At 55.4% G+C, this 14,340-nt stretch carries 13 protein-coding genes and 1 pseudogene; 12 read left to right on the forward strand and 2 right to left on the reverse strand.

Annotation, left to right across the window (positions count from 1 at the left end; genetic code table 11):
- Positions 1 to 16: 16 nt before the first annotated feature.
- The 7 genes and pseudogenes from GGR95_RS16120 to GGR95_RS16150 form a co-directional block, all read left to right on the forward strand.
- Positions 17 to 1,636 carry an ABC transporter substrate-binding protein gene (locus GGR95_RS16120; protein ID WP_184567688.1) on the forward strand — a complete coding sequence of 540 codons (1,620 nt, stop codon included), beginning with the start codon at positions 17 to 19 and terminating at the stop codon, positions 1,634 to 1,636.
- 97 nt (positions 1,637 to 1,733) lie between these two features.
- A complete protein-coding gene (locus GGR95_RS16125) occupies positions 1,734 to 2,678 on the forward strand; it encodes an ABC transporter permease (RefSeq protein ID WP_184567689.1) in 945 nt (314 codons plus the stop codon).
- Positions 2,675 to 3,565, forward strand: a complete 891-nt coding sequence (locus tag GGR95_RS16130) for an ABC transporter permease (protein ID WP_184567690.1) — start codon at positions 2,675 to 2,677, stop codon at positions 3,563 to 3,565. The genes GGR95_RS16125 and GGR95_RS16130 overlap by 4 nt, the downstream gene beginning before the upstream one ends.
- The gene (locus GGR95_RS16135; RefSeq protein ID WP_184567691.1) at positions 3,562 to 5,193 is read left to right on the forward strand and encodes an ABC transporter ATP-binding protein; all 1,632 of its coding nucleotides are present in this window, start codon (positions 3,562 to 3,564) and stop codon (positions 5,191 to 5,193) included. Before GGR95_RS16130 ends, GGR95_RS16135 begins: the two co-directional genes overlap by 4 nt.
- A gap of 31 nt (positions 5,194 to 5,224) precedes the next feature.
- Complete coding sequence (locus GGR95_RS16140) at positions 5,225 to 6,385, forward strand: M20 aminoacylase family protein (protein WP_184567692.1); 1,161 nt, start codon at positions 5,225 to 5,227, stop codon at positions 6,383 to 6,385.
- 46 nt (positions 6,386 to 6,431) lie between these two features.
- Positions 6,432 to 7,565, forward strand: coding sequence for a M20/M25/M40 family metallo-hydrolase (locus tag GGR95_RS16145; protein ID WP_184567694.1), 1,134 nt, complete (start codon positions 6,432 to 6,434; stop codon positions 7,563 to 7,565).
- 180 nt (positions 7,566 to 7,745) lie between these two features.
- Positions 7,746 to 7,945: pseudogene (locus GGR95_RS16150) on the forward strand (IS3 family transposase); the annotation flags it as partial.
- Between the two features lie 164 nt (positions 7,946 to 8,109).
- On the opposite strand, the gene GGR95_RS16155 reads toward GGR95_RS16150, so the two are convergent.
- A complete protein-coding gene (locus GGR95_RS16155) occupies positions 8,110 to 8,418 on the reverse strand; it encodes an ArsR/SmtB family transcription factor (RefSeq protein ID WP_184567696.1) in 309 nt (102 codons plus the stop codon).
- A 101-nt stretch (positions 8,419 to 8,519) separates the two neighbouring features.
- Here GGR95_RS16155 and GGR95_RS16160 point away from each other — a divergent pair, with 101 nt between their 5' ends.
- Genes GGR95_RS16160 through GGR95_RS16175 form a run of 4 tightly spaced genes read left to right on the forward strand, consistent with a single transcriptional unit; the run spans position 8,520 to position 12,088 of the window.
- Positions 8,520 to 8,954: a YeeE/YedE family protein gene (locus GGR95_RS16160; RefSeq protein ID WP_184567698.1), complete on the forward strand. Its 435-nt coding sequence runs from the start codon at positions 8,520 to 8,522 to the stop codon at positions 8,952 to 8,954.
- Between the two features lies 1 nt (position 8,955).
- Positions 8,956 to 9,396 carry a DUF6691 family protein gene (locus tag GGR95_RS16165; RefSeq protein WP_184567700.1) on the forward strand — a complete coding sequence of 147 codons (441 nt, stop codon included), beginning with the start codon at positions 8,956 to 8,958 and terminating at the stop codon, positions 9,394 to 9,396.
- Entirely contained in the window at positions 9,396 to 10,313 is a 918-nt protein-coding gene (locus GGR95_RS16170; protein WP_184567702.1) for an MBL fold metallo-hydrolase, read from the forward strand. The genes GGR95_RS16165 and GGR95_RS16170 overlap by 1 nt, the downstream gene beginning before the upstream one ends.
- A gap of 53 nt (positions 10,314 to 10,366) precedes the next feature.
- Positions 10,367 to 12,088 carry a SulP family inorganic anion transporter gene (locus tag GGR95_RS16175; RefSeq protein WP_184567704.1) on the forward strand — a complete coding sequence of 574 codons (1,722 nt, stop codon included), beginning with the start codon at positions 10,367 to 10,369 and terminating at the stop codon, positions 12,086 to 12,088.
- 410 nt (positions 12,089 to 12,498) lie between these two features.
- Here GGR95_RS16175 and GGR95_RS16180 read toward each other — a convergent pair whose 3' ends face one another.
- Positions 12,499 to 13,161, reverse strand: a complete 663-nt coding sequence (locus GGR95_RS16180) for a TetR/AcrR family transcriptional regulator (protein ID WP_184567706.1) — start codon at positions 13,159 to 13,161, stop codon at positions 12,499 to 12,501.
- A gap of 179 nt (positions 13,162 to 13,340) precedes the next feature.
- Between GGR95_RS16180 and GGR95_RS16185 the strand changes: the two genes are divergently transcribed.
- Positions 13,341 to 14,339 (forward strand): HlyD family secretion protein, encoded by a 999-nt coding sequence (locus GGR95_RS16185; protein ID WP_184567708.1) that lies wholly within the window; start codon positions 13,341 to 13,343, stop codon positions 14,337 to 14,339.
- The last annotated feature ends 1 nt before the right edge of the window (position 14,340 follow it).

Here is a 14,340-nt window from a genome sequence, read left to right on the forward strand (position 1 = left end):
ACTAAGGGAGATATATATGAACTTTACTACCCCCCTGAAATCCAAACCGGCTGGCAAGCGCGGCGCGCTGAAAAGTACCCTTTTGAGTGCTACAATCGCGGGTATGGCTCTGATCGCCGGTCCGGGATTCGCACAAACAGTCACCAGCGTCATGCATTCGTCCTTGCGTGTTCTCGATCCAATCATGACGACAGCTTACATGAGCCGTAACCACGGCTACATGATTTTTGACACGCTGTTCGCGCTGGATGCCGATCTAAAGCCACAGCCGCAGATGGTCGACACTTGGACAGTTTCCGAGGATAAGCTGACGTATAAATTCACCCTGCGCGACGGGTTGAAATTCCACGATGGCGCGGCTGTCACAGGCGAAGACGTCGCCGCATCCATCGCCCGCTGGGGTGAACGTGACGCGATGGGTCAGGTTTTGATGACTTTTGTGGAGAGCTTGTCTGCAGAAGGCGACAACGTTTTTGTCATGACTCTGAAAGAGCCGTATGGCCTTGTGATTGACAGCCTTGCCAAACCGTCTTCGAACGTGGCGTTCATCATGCCCAAGCGTCTGGCCGAAACCCCTTCAACAGATCCTATTCCAGAGCAAATCGGGTCTGGCCCCTTCACATGGGTTGCTGATGAGTTCCAGCCGGGTGTGAAAGCCGTCTACGCCAAAAACGAAGACTATGTGCCGCGTGACGAGCCGCCAAGCTCGGCTTCGGGTGGTAAAGTTGTCAATGTGGACCGTGTTGAATGGGTGGTTATGCCCGATGCTTTGACCACAATGAACGCAATGCAATCCGGCGAGATTGATTATTGGGAAAGCCCTCCCTCCGATCTGTTGCCGATCTTGCAAGCGAACCCTGATCTGGTGGTCAAGAACCTGAATGCGATGGGTATGCAAACGATCTTGCGTCCTAACGCGTTGGTGCCGCCCATGGATGATCCACGCATTCGGCGTGCGGCAATTGCGGCGGTCAATCAGCAAAACGTTCTGGACGCGCTGGTAGGCAACCCCGAATATTATGCGCTCTGTGGTGCGATGTTTGTTTGCGGCACGCCGCTAGCCACTGATGTCGGCTCCGAAACCTTGATCAAAGGCAACGGCATGGAGCAAGCCAAAGCCTTGCTGGCCGAAGCTGGATACGACGGCACGCCTATTGTGATCATGCAGCCGACGGACGTGAGCATTCTGGCACCACAGCCGATTGTTGTTGCACAGGCCATGCGTGACGCAGGCTTTGTTGTCGATCTGCAAGCGATGGATTGGCAGACACTTGTTGGCCGCAGAGCCAACCAAGGTGCCATTGCTGACGGTGGGTGGCACTTGTTTGTGACCAACTGGGTGGGCGCAGATGTGTTTAACCCGTTGGTCAACAACATGGTAAACGGCAAAGGCGCCAATGGCGGCTGGTTTGGCTGGCCTGATGTGCCAAAGCTGGAAGAGCTGCGGATGTCATATGCCACTGCACAGTCTTTGGAAGAACAGCAGGGCTTGGCCGCTGAAATCCAGAAGGTTGCTTACGAAGAAGGCGTCTATGCACCTATTGGTCAGTACTTTGTACCTACGGCTTGGGCCTCCAATCTGGACGGTGTCTTAGAGGGCCCTGTGCCGTTCTTCTGGAACATCACCAAGAACTAAGACCAAACCAGCCTCACGCAGCACTGCGTGGGGCTGGATCAATCTTTTTCCCGCTGCGGCCACGTTTGGCTGCACGCAATTCCGAGAGGCCCGCCTGATGCTTGGCTATATCTTGCAACGCATTCTTTCCGCCATTCCCGTGATGCTCTTTGTCGCATTGTTCGTTTTCTTGCTGCTGCGCCTGACCCCGGGTGACCCTGCGGCGATCATTGCAGGCGATAGCGCCACGCCGGAACAGCTGGAAGCCATTCGCACATCGCTGGGCCTGAATGATCCATTGTTGACGCAGTTCTTTAGCTGGATTGGTAATATGTTCCAAGGCGACTTTGGGACGTCCATCTTGTCTGGCAAGCCTGTGATCGAATTGATTGCAGCGCGGATGGAGCCGACAATCAGTTTGGCCCTCACCACCATCACACTGTCTGTTGTGATTGCCGTGCCTTTGGGTGTCATCGCTGCATGGAAACATGACACGCTGATTGACCGTATCGTTATGCTGATTTCTGTGCTGGGCTTTTCGGTGCCTGTCTTTGTGATCGGCTATATGATGATCTCACTGTTTTCGATGAAATTAGGGTGGTTCCCTGTTCAGGGTTTCAAGCCGATTGGTGATGGCATTGGGCCGTTCCTACACCGCATTGCCTTGCCGACGTTTACATTGACCTTGCTATATATCGCGTTGATTGCGCGGATCACGCGTACTTCAATGCTTGAAATTCTGGGCGATGATTATGTGCGGACGGCCCGCGCCAAAGGATTGCCAGAACGCTATGTGCTGATGCGCCACGCACTGCGCAACTGCTCTGTGCCTATCATTACGGTGATCGGTATTGGCCTTGCCCTCATCATTTCTGGCGTGGTGGTGACTGAAAGCGTGTTCAACCTACCCGGATTGGGGCGTCTGACCGTGGATGCGGTGCTGGCCCGTGATTACCCTGTTATTCAGGCGGTAATCCTGTTGGCGTCTTTGGTTTACGTGGTGATCAACCTGCTTATCGACATTGCTTATGTGCTGCTAGACCCGAGGATCCGTTTGTCATGACCCAACCCACACCAACCGTCGCGCCCCGTGATCATATCTCGGCTTTCAAACGCGCCCGTATGATCGCTACCTCCAGCCCTGTGGTTTTTGTTGCGAGCATCATCCTTATGCTGGTGGTTTTAAGTGCGATTTTCGCGCCGTGGATTGTGCCGCATGATCCCATCCGTCTGTCGCCTGCTGTCCGTCTCAAGCCGCCGTCGGATGTTTATTGGCTTGGCACTGATGCGTATGGCCGTGATCTTTTGTCGCGTATCATCTTGGGTGGACGTGTTTCGCTGGTGGTGGGCGTCGCGTCTGCGATCTTTGCGGTGGCTGTGGGACTGGGCTTGGGGTTGCTGGCGGGCTATATCCGTTGGCTTGATGCCGTGCTGATGCGCATGGTGGATGGGCTGATGGCAATTCCCAGTATCCTTCTGGCGATTGCGATTGTGTCGCTTTGGGGGGCCAGCCTGTGGACAGTTCTGGTTGCCATCACAATCCCTGAAGTACCACGTGTGGTGCGTCTTGTACGGTCGCTGGTTTTGTCAGCGCGTGAAGAACCCTATGTGGAGGCGGCGATTGCGGCAGGTACATCTACGGCGCGGATTATGCGCCGCCACCTCGTGCCAAACACCATCGCACCTTTGATCATCCAAGGCACATACATCTGTGCCTCTGCAATCCTGACCGAAGCGATCCTGTCGTTTCTGGGTGCAGGCATTAACCCGGAGACACCGACATGGGGGAATATCATGGCCGAAGGCCGTGTCTATTTCCAGATCAACCCCGGCATTGTGATGTGGCCCGGATTGGTTGTGTCGGTCACAATTCTGTCGATCAACCTATTGGGAGACGCGGTGCGTGACGCACTTGATCCGCGCATGGCAAAACGAGGTATTGAGAGATGAGCAACAATATTCTGGACATCAATAATCTTCGCATCGCGCTGAACGGGGATGAAGACAAACAGGTTGTCAAAGGGCTGAATCTGTCGATTGAGGTTGGCCAGACGATGTGTCTGGTCGGTGAAAGTGGTTCGGGGAAATCCCTGAGTGCTTTGGCAACGATGGGGCTGTTGCCTTCGGTCTTGTCGCCCATTGCGGGTTCAATCGAATTGAAGGGCGAAGAGTTGCTGGGGGCAGCCCCTGCGCGGATGCGCGCTTTGCGGGCAACTGGCGTGTCGATGATTTTCCAAGAGCCGATGACCGCGCTTAACCCCGTTGTGCGTGTGGGTCAGCAGATTGAAGAAGTGTTGGAATTTCACTCCAACCTGTCAAAGTCCGAACGCCGCAAGCGGGTGTTGGAGATGATGGAGCACGTGCATCTGCCCGATATTGAAAAGATGTACCGCAGCTTCCCGCATCAACTGTCAGGGGGCCAACGCCAGCGGATCATGATCGCGATGGCGCTGGTCATGCGCCCACAACTGTTGATCGCTGACGAACCCACCACCGCGCTGGACGTCACCACGCAGGCGCAAATTCTCAAGCTGATCCGCGAATTGCGCGAAGAGCAGGGGGCCGCGGTATTGTTCATCACCCATGATATGGGCGTAGTTTCCGAGATCGCTGATGATGTGACGGTTCTGAAGCTGGGCGAGGTGATGGAAACCCAAAAGGTCGAGGCGCTGCTGCGCAATCCTCAAACTGAATATACCCGTGGCTTGCTGCGTTCGGTCCCCAGTCAGGTGCCGCGTATGGCGCGTGAATTAGGGTCACAAGAAATCGTGCTGGGCACAGATAATCTGTGCAAGACCTATGGCGGTAAAGGGTTCATCAAAAAATCACGTGAAGTGAAAGCAGCGCAGGACATCAGCATCAAGCTGATGAAAGGGCGCACGCTGGGCATTGTGGGTGAAAGTGGATCGGGCAAATCAACTGTGGCACGCTGCATTATGCGTCTGGTTGATCCCACGTCGGGCAGTATTACGATTGGTGGCAAGGATATTGCCAATCTGAGCCAAAAAGAACTTAAGCCCGAGCGCAAGAACTTTCAGATTGTGTTTCAAGACCCCATGCGCTCGCTCAACCCGCGCATTGAAGTGGGGCAATCCATCATTGAGGGCCCATTGAACTTTGGTGTGCCGTACAATGAAGCCATGGACCGTGCGCGTGAGTTGCTGGAACTGGTCGGCCTTCCCGGCAGTGCGGTAGACCGTTTTCCGCATCAGTTCTCTGGTGGGCAACGCCAGCGGATCGCGATTGCGCGTGCATTGGCCATGGACCCTGATGTCTTGGTCGCGGATGAGGCTGTCTCGGCCTTGGATGTGTCGGTGCAGGCGCAGGTGCTAGAGCTGCTGGCAGAATTGCAAGAACGCTTGGGGCTGGGCATTTTATTCATTACCCATGACCTAGGTGTGGCGGCGCAAATTTGTGATGAAGTCATCGTGATGCAGCGCGGCCAGATTGTTGAGTATGGGCCTGCAGCCCAAGTGTTGGGGGAACCGCAACAAGATTATACCAAAGCACTGATTGCTGCGGCGCCCGGAAAACACTGGGATTTTGCAAATTTCCGCCCCTTTTCCGAAGCGCCCTGACCACGCCACGACCCAACCTAGGAGACACCCCATGGCCGTATTACCCATTATCGAAAATAGTACAGACGAACTCACCGCGATTTTCAAAGACTTGCACACCCACCCCGAGTTGGGCTTTGAGGAGGTGCGGACATCTGGGATCGTCGCTGAAAAGCTAAAGGAATACGGTGTTGATGAAATCCACACGGGCATTGGGAAAACGGGTGTCGTAGGGATCATTAAAGGCAACCGCGAGGGCGCACGCCGTATTGGTCTGCGGGCCGATATGGATGCCCTGCCGATCAACGAAGAAACCAACCTTTCCTATGCTTCTAAAACGCCGGGCGTGATGCATGCCTGCGGGCATGACAGCCACACAACAATGTTGTTGGGCGCAGCAAAACATCTGGCCCAGACGCGCGATTTTGCAGGCACCGCCGTACTGATTTTCCAACCCGCCGAAGAAGGTTTGGGCGGTGCGCGTGAGATGCTCAAGGATGACTTGTTTGGTCGTTTCCCCTGTGACGAAGTTTACGGTATGCATAACTCACCCAATGGCGAACAAGGTTCTGTGGGCATCTGTAAAGGTGCAGCCATGGCGGGGGCATCGTTTTTCGATATCACAGTGCAGGGCAAAGGCAGTCACGCAGCCATGCCGCATCAATCACGTGACCCTCTTGTCATCGCTTCGGCACTGGTAGGCAGTTTGCAAACGATCCTGTCACGTAACTTGCCACCGCTAGAGACCTGCGTTTTGTCTGTCACACAGATTCATGCGGGCTCTGCCTATAATGTGGTTCCCGACACCGCAGCGCTGGCAGGCACTATTCGTTACTTCAAAGATGAAGTGATCGAGCTGGCCGAGCGGCGGATGAGAGAACTCTGCGCAGGGTTTGAGTTGTCCTATGGCGTGACTATCAATGTAGATCTGCGCAATGTGTTTGATGTGCTGATGAACGATGGCGATTTGTCGGACGCCTATATGGAAGCTGCCGCTGACATCGTGGGCAAGGAGAACATCTCTGGCACGGATCAGCCCGCAACGGGTTCGGAAGATTTCGCAGATATGCTTAAGGTTGTTCCCGGGGCTTATTGTCGGGTTGGCCACTCTGGCACGACAGGTTTGCACAATCCCAGCTTTTTCCTTGATCCAGAAATTCTGCCCGTCGGGGCCTCCATCATGGCGCGTATCGTCGAGCGCCGCCTGTCATAACGGCCATCCTTCATAACAGCCACCTTTCATCATAACGGAGCTTCCCATGAACCCTCTTGCTTTACCTTTTGACACGGATGAAATGCTTGCAGGGTTAAAGCCGTGGATTGAATGCGAAAGCCCGACACATGATGCGGCGGCTGTGGATCGGATGATGGATATGGCGGCCTTTGCGCTGGCCGAAGGAGCTACGGTTGAACGTATTCCGGGACGTATGGGGTTTGGGGGCAGCGTACGTGCACGTTTCCCTCATCCTGATATGGGCAAAAAACCGGGTATCCTGATTGTTGGACATATGGACACAGTGCATCCGATTGGCACATTGGACGTTCTGCCTTTCAAGCGGGAGGGGGACATATGTTATGGCCCCGGCATCATGGACATGAAGGGCGGCAATTATGTTAGCGTCGAGGCGATCCGCCAGTTGATCCGCGCAGGGCTTCAGACACCGCTGCCCGTGACGGTGCTGTTTACACCTGATGAAGAGGTCGGTACCCCGTCCACCCGCAGCTTGATCGAGGCAGAAGCCGCCCGTAATAAATATGTGTTGGTCCCCGAACCCGCAGATCAGGATGGCGGTGCAGTTATTGGGCGCTATGCGATTGCGCGGTTCGACTTGCGCACTGTTGGTCAACCCAGTCATGCAGGTGCGCGGCTTGCGGATGGTAAATCCGCCATTGCTGCCATGGCGCGCAAAATCATCGAAATCGAAGACATGACCGGCCCTGATTGCACCTTTAGCGTTGGGGTGATCCATGCGGGGCAATGGGTGAATTGCGTGTCGTCCACCTGCGATGCAGAAGCATTGACAATGGCCAAGACCCAAGAAGATCTGGACAGGGGTGTGGCGCGCATGATGGCGTTGCAAGGTGTGGCGAATGGTGTGGAATTCCAAGTCACCCGTGGCGTGACCCGCCCCGTGTGGGAGCCGAACCAATCGGGCACAATGGCAATATTCGACGTTGCGCGCAGCATCGCTAAAGAGATCGGCTTTGACATGAAAGGCCGCAGTCAGGGCGGGGGGTCTGACGGGAACTTCACGGGCTATATGGGAATTCCGACGCTGGACTCACTGGGGGTGCGCGGCAATGGGTTGCATACATTGACCGAACATATCGAAGTGTCCAGTCTGGTGGAGCGCGCTCAGTTGATGGCAGGGCTGCTGATGCGGTTGGACTAGCCATTTGTTTCAACGGCAAAGACATGATTGAATGTTGTTTGGGCCTTGTATCGACATTTCGCCAGCCAAATTTAGTGCAGAGACCTGATTAGACCTGTCTGACCTCAGCACCTGCGGGACAGATTTGAGGATTTGAATAAGGGAGGATTTCTGGTTCATCTGATGGATCAGGAGTTCGAGGTGACGAAGAAACCCCAGACACCGAAAGATTCTGCCGACAAGGTGGTCAAGAACATCCGCATAGTTTTGGTGGGCCTGCGCGGCGAGGATAGCATTACTGAAAGTCTCTATTGCAGTTGGTCAAAGGAATTCCTTGAAGCTGCAAACGCCGAGTATCGGACGACGCGGCACGTCCGGCAACGTCGCCTGAGGTGAAAAATTGTGCTCTGCTAGAATATTACTACCTATCCGGCGACGTCTACTTCGGATGGGACAAATCTGCCGACAGGGAATAGTGCGTGCCGCTTCCGTGATGAACTTGTCCCTTAATGCCTCCTTCTATTTCTGAGAAAGGATCGCACCATCAAACTGTGAGATAAAACACCTAATCTTTGCGCGCGCAGTAGAGGGCGTGCAGAGTTTCCAGTACGGAGGCAGCCTCATGCCCCTTAACGCTGTAAAAAATCGTTTGTCCGACGCGCCGCCCCTCAACCAGCCCGGCTTCTTTCAGCTTCTTGAGCTGCTGCGACATGGTGGATTGCGAGACCCCGCATACATGGGCGAGATCGCCAACCGATCTTTCGCCGTCCAGCAGACGGCAGAGGATCTGCAGTCTGGCCTCGGACGCCAGCATTGTCATCAGTGCTGCAGCCCCCGCAATGTCGCCTTCGAGAAAGTTGTCCGCGGTTTTCATATTACGCCTATTGAATATTAGGTATTTGTAATATACCTTGGTGAAGGGATGGATGCAAGGCCCGTCCGACTGCAACCGCTGGCGCATTACGGAGATGAAATATGGAAACCGAATTTACCCCATGGTTGTCGCTTGGAGGCGGCATGATGATTGGGGCTTCAGCGGTTCTGCTGATGGCCACTAACGGGCGCATTGCGGGCATCAGTGGTCTGACCTCGAGGGTGTTTGCGCGCAGCAGTGACGCTGAGGCGCGGGGCGTCTCAGCGCTCTTCGTGCTGGGCTTGCTTTTGGCTGCACCGCTGTGGCAGCTGATCTCGGGGGATTGGCCGCAACAATGGGTGCCGTCGAGTCCGGTTCTCATGGCCTTCGCCGGTCTGCTGGTCGGTTTTGGCGCGACCTACGGCAATGGCTGCACCTCGGGCCATGGGGTCTGCGGCATCAGCCGGGGCTCCACGCGCTCAATTGTTGCGACGCTTACCTTCATGGCGACGGCCTTTGCTACCGTTTTCGTCATGCGTCATCTGATCGGAGCGTGATATGAAACAGATTTTTGCACTTCTTTCCGGCCTTGTCTTTGGCTTCGGGTTGATCATCTCCGGCATGGCAAACCCCGCCAAGGTGTTGAACTTCCTTGATGTCTTTGGCATCTGGGACCCAAGCCTTGCCTTTGTGATGGGCGGTGCCATCGCTGTGACCGCGCTGGGTTTCGCTTTAATGTTTCGCAATTGGCGGACCCCCTATTTCGGGAGCACCTTTCATGTGCCCACACGCAATGATCTGGAGCCAAAATTGCTGATCGGTGCAGCGATATTTGGCGTCGGTTGGGGGATGGGCGGCTTCTGCCCTGGCCCCGCGTTGACCGCATTGCCCATTGCAGCCGCCGGAACGCTGATATTTGTCCCCTTTATGCTGATCGGCATGTGGATCGCCCGACACACTCCTGATCTTTCATCAAAACGCACAGAAGGAGCCGCGTGATGAGCGCCCCACTTAACACCTCCCTTGTACGCCATTCCCCATCGAACGGCGCCGGGAGCCCGGATGTCTGGGGCATCTATGAACCTGACACCGGTTCGATCCAATACATCTGCGCTGATCCAGCAACTAAAAAGGCCGCGCTTATTGATGTGGTCTGGAATCTTAACCCCAAGAACTATCGCTTCTCGAATGAAAGCATGGATCAGGTGCTGGGTATCGTGAAGGAGGAAGGATTGAGCGTGGAATGGGTGCTCGATACGCACCCACATGCTGATCACGTTATGGCATCGGCGCATCTGAAGGAACGCACAGGCGCACCTAATGCCATCGGGGTGCTGGTACCTGAGATCGCCAAGATTTGGGCCGTCCTCTACAACTTGCCCGACGCCTTTGATCCGAAACGCGATTTCGACCACTTGTTCGAAGAGGGTGAAACTTTCAAGATCGGCGGGCTGGACGCGAAAGTAATGCTGTCGCCCGGTCACACGCTGGGGTCGATAAGCTACGTCTGTGGCGATGCGGCTTTTGTGCATGACACGCTGATGCAGCCGGATGTTGGCACCTCGCGCTCGGATTTCCCAGGTGGCAATACAATGGAACTCTGGGACTCGATCCAGGATATCCTCGCACTGCCTGGCAGTACGCGGCTTTATGTTGGTCATGACTATGGCACGAAAGAGCGCAAAGAGCCGATGTGGGAAGCCACCGTCGAAGACCACAAGGCCAATAATATCCACGTCAAAGATGGCACCAAGCGACAGGACTACATCGAGCGCCGTCAGACCCGCGACGCGACATTGTCGTTGCCAGATCGCATCCTTGCCGCTCTGCAGATCAACTTGCGCGGCGGACGGATTCCTTCGGCTGAGGATGATGGCAACCATTATCTCAAGCTGCCAGTCAACCGCTTCGACTGAGCCTGACCAGGCGGTTCTTCGGGGCCGTCGCTTTCTCTTGATGGACAACTTACATGACCCTTCCCCCGTTTGCGCGATACCTGCCGATCCTCGACTGGGGCCGACGCTACGACCGTGATCAGCTCACTGGTGACATGGTGGCCGCCGTGATCGTTACGATCATGCTTATCCCGCAGTCGCTGGCCTATGCGCTGCTGGCTGGCATGCCGCCTGAGGCGGGGATCTATGCCTCCATCGCGCCCATCGTGCTTTATGCGATCTTCGGTACCAGTCGGGCGCTGGCGGTGGGGCCTGTGGCAGTGGTGTCGTTGATGACAGCGGCGGCGGTGGGCAATATCGTTGAAGGCGGCACGGCAGACTATGTGACGGCGGCGCTGACGCTGGCTTTCTTGTCGGGGGCCATGTTGTTGGCACTCGGGCTGTTCCGGTTGGGATTTCTGGCCAATTTCCTGTCGCATCCGGTGATCGCGGGGTTCATTACCGCCTCTGGCATCCTGATTGCGGCGAGCCAGTTGCGGCATATTCTGGGGATCGGGGGCGGAGGTCATACGCTTGTAGATATCCTTGGCAGCCTCTGGGCGCATCTGGGGGAAGTTAATTTCGCAACCGTTGTGCTTGGTGTTGCCACAACTGCCTTCTTGTTCTGGGTGCGGGGTGGTCTGAAGCCGATGCTCAGGCGCATGGGAGTCGGGCCACGCATGGCGGACATCGGGGCGAAGATGGGACCGGTGCTGGCCATTGTCGGGACCACGCTGGCGGTCTGGGCCTTTGATCTGGGCGCGAAAGGCGTGGCGGTTGTCGGCGAGGTGCCGCAGAGCCTGCCGTCGCTCACCTTGCCGTCCTTTTCGATTGACCTGATGTCGCAGCTTTTCGTGCCTGCGCTACTGATCTCCATCATTGGTTTCGTTGAAAGCATCTCTGTCGCGCAGACTCTGGCTGCCAAGAAGCGCCAGCGTATCGACCCGGATCAGGAGTTGATCGGGCTGGGCAGCGCCAACCTCGGTGCGGCCTTTACTGGCGGCTTTCCAGTCACGGGGGGCTTCTCGCGCTCGGTCGTGAATTTCGACGCGGGCGCCGAGACACCTGCCGCAGGGGCCTATACTGCCGTCGGGCTGGCCCTAGCCGGACTATTCCTAACGCCGCTGATCTATTTCCTACCCAAAGCTACGCTGGCCGCCACGATCATCGTCGCGGTGCTGAGCCTGGTCGACTTTTCAATACTCAAACGCGCATGGGTTTTCAGTCATGCAGATTTCGCAGCGGTCAGCGTGACGATCTTTATGACGCTGATCTTCGGTGTAGAAATTGGGGTTGGGGCAGGCGTCTTCACTTCTATTCTCGTGCATCTTTACAAGACTTCGCAGCCGCATATGGCTGTGGTGGGCCGGGTCCCGGGGACCGAGCATTTCCGCAATGTGCTGCGCCATGAGGTCGAGACCCAGCCGCATGTGCTGTCGCTACGGGTGGATGAGAGTCTGTATTTTCCCAACGCCCGCTATCTCGAAGATCAACTGGCCGCTTATGCCGCCGACAAGCCCGAACTGACCGATGTGGTGCTGATGTTCTCGGCGGTAAATGAGATCGACCTCTCGGCTCTGGAGTCACTGGAAGCGATCAACTCCCGATTGAAGGATGCCTACATCCGCCTGCACTTGAGTGAGGTGAAAGGTCCGGTGATGGATAGGTTGAAGCGCAGCCACTTCTTGGATGAGTTGACCGGCGAGGTCTTCCTAAGCCAGCACGCAGCAATCTGCCAACTTGCCTCGACCAAGTAAGCCAAAGAAATTGACGGGTCTCTCCCAGCATAGCCAAGCATAACAGATTGAACCGCCCTAGGTTTACCGGAGAGCAAAACTCTCAGTGAATTGCCCATTTTAGAGCAGACACACAGCTAGAAGACCTCGAAGCTGTATTCACCCGTTGCCTCACAGCCTTCGCGTTTGGATCGGGCAGGCCCAGCGTGATGCTGGCAAACGTCTAGGCCTGACCAGTGCGGAGCAGGCAAGAAGCTACAGAACGCGTAGCGCTCTCAGTCTGGTCGACACTCGGACGATTAAAGTTAGGCGAAGAATACGAGTTCGAAAGGGTAAGCCACTTGTCAATTGCAGTGTAAGAAGGGACCAGATCGCGACGAAAGACGCGTATGCTTAATCTCGACTGCCACCAGATTTTTTCCGTTGGAAACCTAACCGCCGGCTGCTTTCGCAGGTCGCAGCGCCTTTATAGCGAAGTTCGTACATTTGTCGGACCAAGCAGTTATGGCAGAGGCCGTGCCATCATAACTGGGGTTGAGCACGGCTTCTCTTTGCGCGCCGTTAATCATGCTGCGCAGCAGGGTTGCTGCCTCGTAAAGATTAACATCATCCGGAAACGTGCAGTCAGTAAGGATCGCAATGAAACGGCGGTCAAATGCCTCGGCCACTGTGTCGATCGAAGACAGGTAGTTATCGCGGAACTCCGGGAATTGCGATTGTTCTGCAAGCACGGCTCGCGCATTCAAAACGCCCCTGTTACCGAGAACGAGGTGGGCATAAGCACGTGCCAGCGCCAAAACAGCGCCTTCAACTGTTTTCACATCAGACGGCGTATCGAGATGCGCAATTCCTGTCTCGATAGCGTCGTCTGCGACCAATCGAAACAAGTTCGCCTTGTTTGAAACTGTTTTGTAGATCGTTCTGGTCGACATGCCCGCCTTACGGGCGACGGCTTCAATACTGGTTCCTGCATATCCTTCGCTAAGGAACACTTCGGTCGCCGCCTGAATCAAGAGCACACGCGTTTCTTGCTCCGTACGCACAGAGGGACGGCCGCGGGGCCGTTTCACTTTGGCGTTTATTTGTTCTGTCATCGCTTCTCCTCTTTCTCTTTATAAAAACGGAAATTTTCATAAATCAAGGGCGAAACATTGTGTTTCCTCTGTACGTGCATCACGGGTTTTTGAGCCGTAGATTTCGCGATTGACATTGGGCTGTCAATAATTTTAGAAAACCGTGATTTTCCTAATAACCTTCACGCCAAGGATTCCCGATGAAACTGAACAAAACCGTGGCGGTCTCAGTGATCGCTGTTGCAGCGGCGGCAGGCTATCTGGTTTGGACATTGAGCCAAGCCGCGACCTACCTTGTGCAAGGCGAAGTAGAAGCGACACGCATAGACTTGTCAGCGATGATTTCGGCGCGTGTTTCTGAAACGCCCGTCAATATCGGGGACCGTGTCGTCGCCGAAGATGTTGTTGTGCGGATGGAAAGTGCGATACTGGATGCGCAGCTTGCCGCAGCACGCGCGGCGCTTGACGTTGCACGGGCTAACCGCGACCTTACTTACTCCACCCGCCCGGAAACGATTGCCGCCGCTGAAGCCCAGTTAGAATCGGCGCGTTCAAGCGTTACGCTGGCGCAAAGCAACTTTGATCGGGTCAACCAACTGCAAGGCGACTCGGTTGTGTCGCAAGCATCACTTGATCAGGCGGCCAATAATTTGACGGCGGCAATTCAAGCTCAAGCAGCCGCGCAGGCCAGCCTTGATCAGGCGCGTAATGGCGCGAGCCCAGAACAAAGAGCTGTGGCTGATGCCCAGGTAAGGCAAGCTGAAGCATCTGTTTTACAGACCACAGCCAGCGTGGATGAAATGATCGTGGCATCCCCCATCGACGGCGAGGTGACGACACGTACTGCAGAATTGGGCAAGCTGTTTAGTGCAGGTGCACCCTTGATTTCCATCGTCGATGTGGACCACGCATGGTTTACATTTAACTTGCGCGAAGACTTTTTGGAGGGACTGGAGATTGGCCAACCCCTGCAAGTCCGTATTCCTGCTTTGGGCGATGATGCTGCCCTGATCGATGCGACGATCACATCGATAAATGTCCAAGGTAGTTATGCCAATTGGCGCGCCACCAAAGCGACGGGGGATTTTGATCTGCGGACTTTTTCTTTGCGAGCTGACCCTGTGGCGGCAGTTGCGGGAATACGCCCCGGGATGAGCGTTTTGGTGGATTGGCCCGCTACAGTGCGTAACGGTCGATAAT

Source organism: Sulfitobacter undariae (genome assembly GCF_014196805.1).
Taxonomy (GTDB): domain Bacteria; phylum Pseudomonadota; class Alphaproteobacteria; order Rhodobacterales; family Rhodobacteraceae; genus Sulfitobacter; species Sulfitobacter undariae.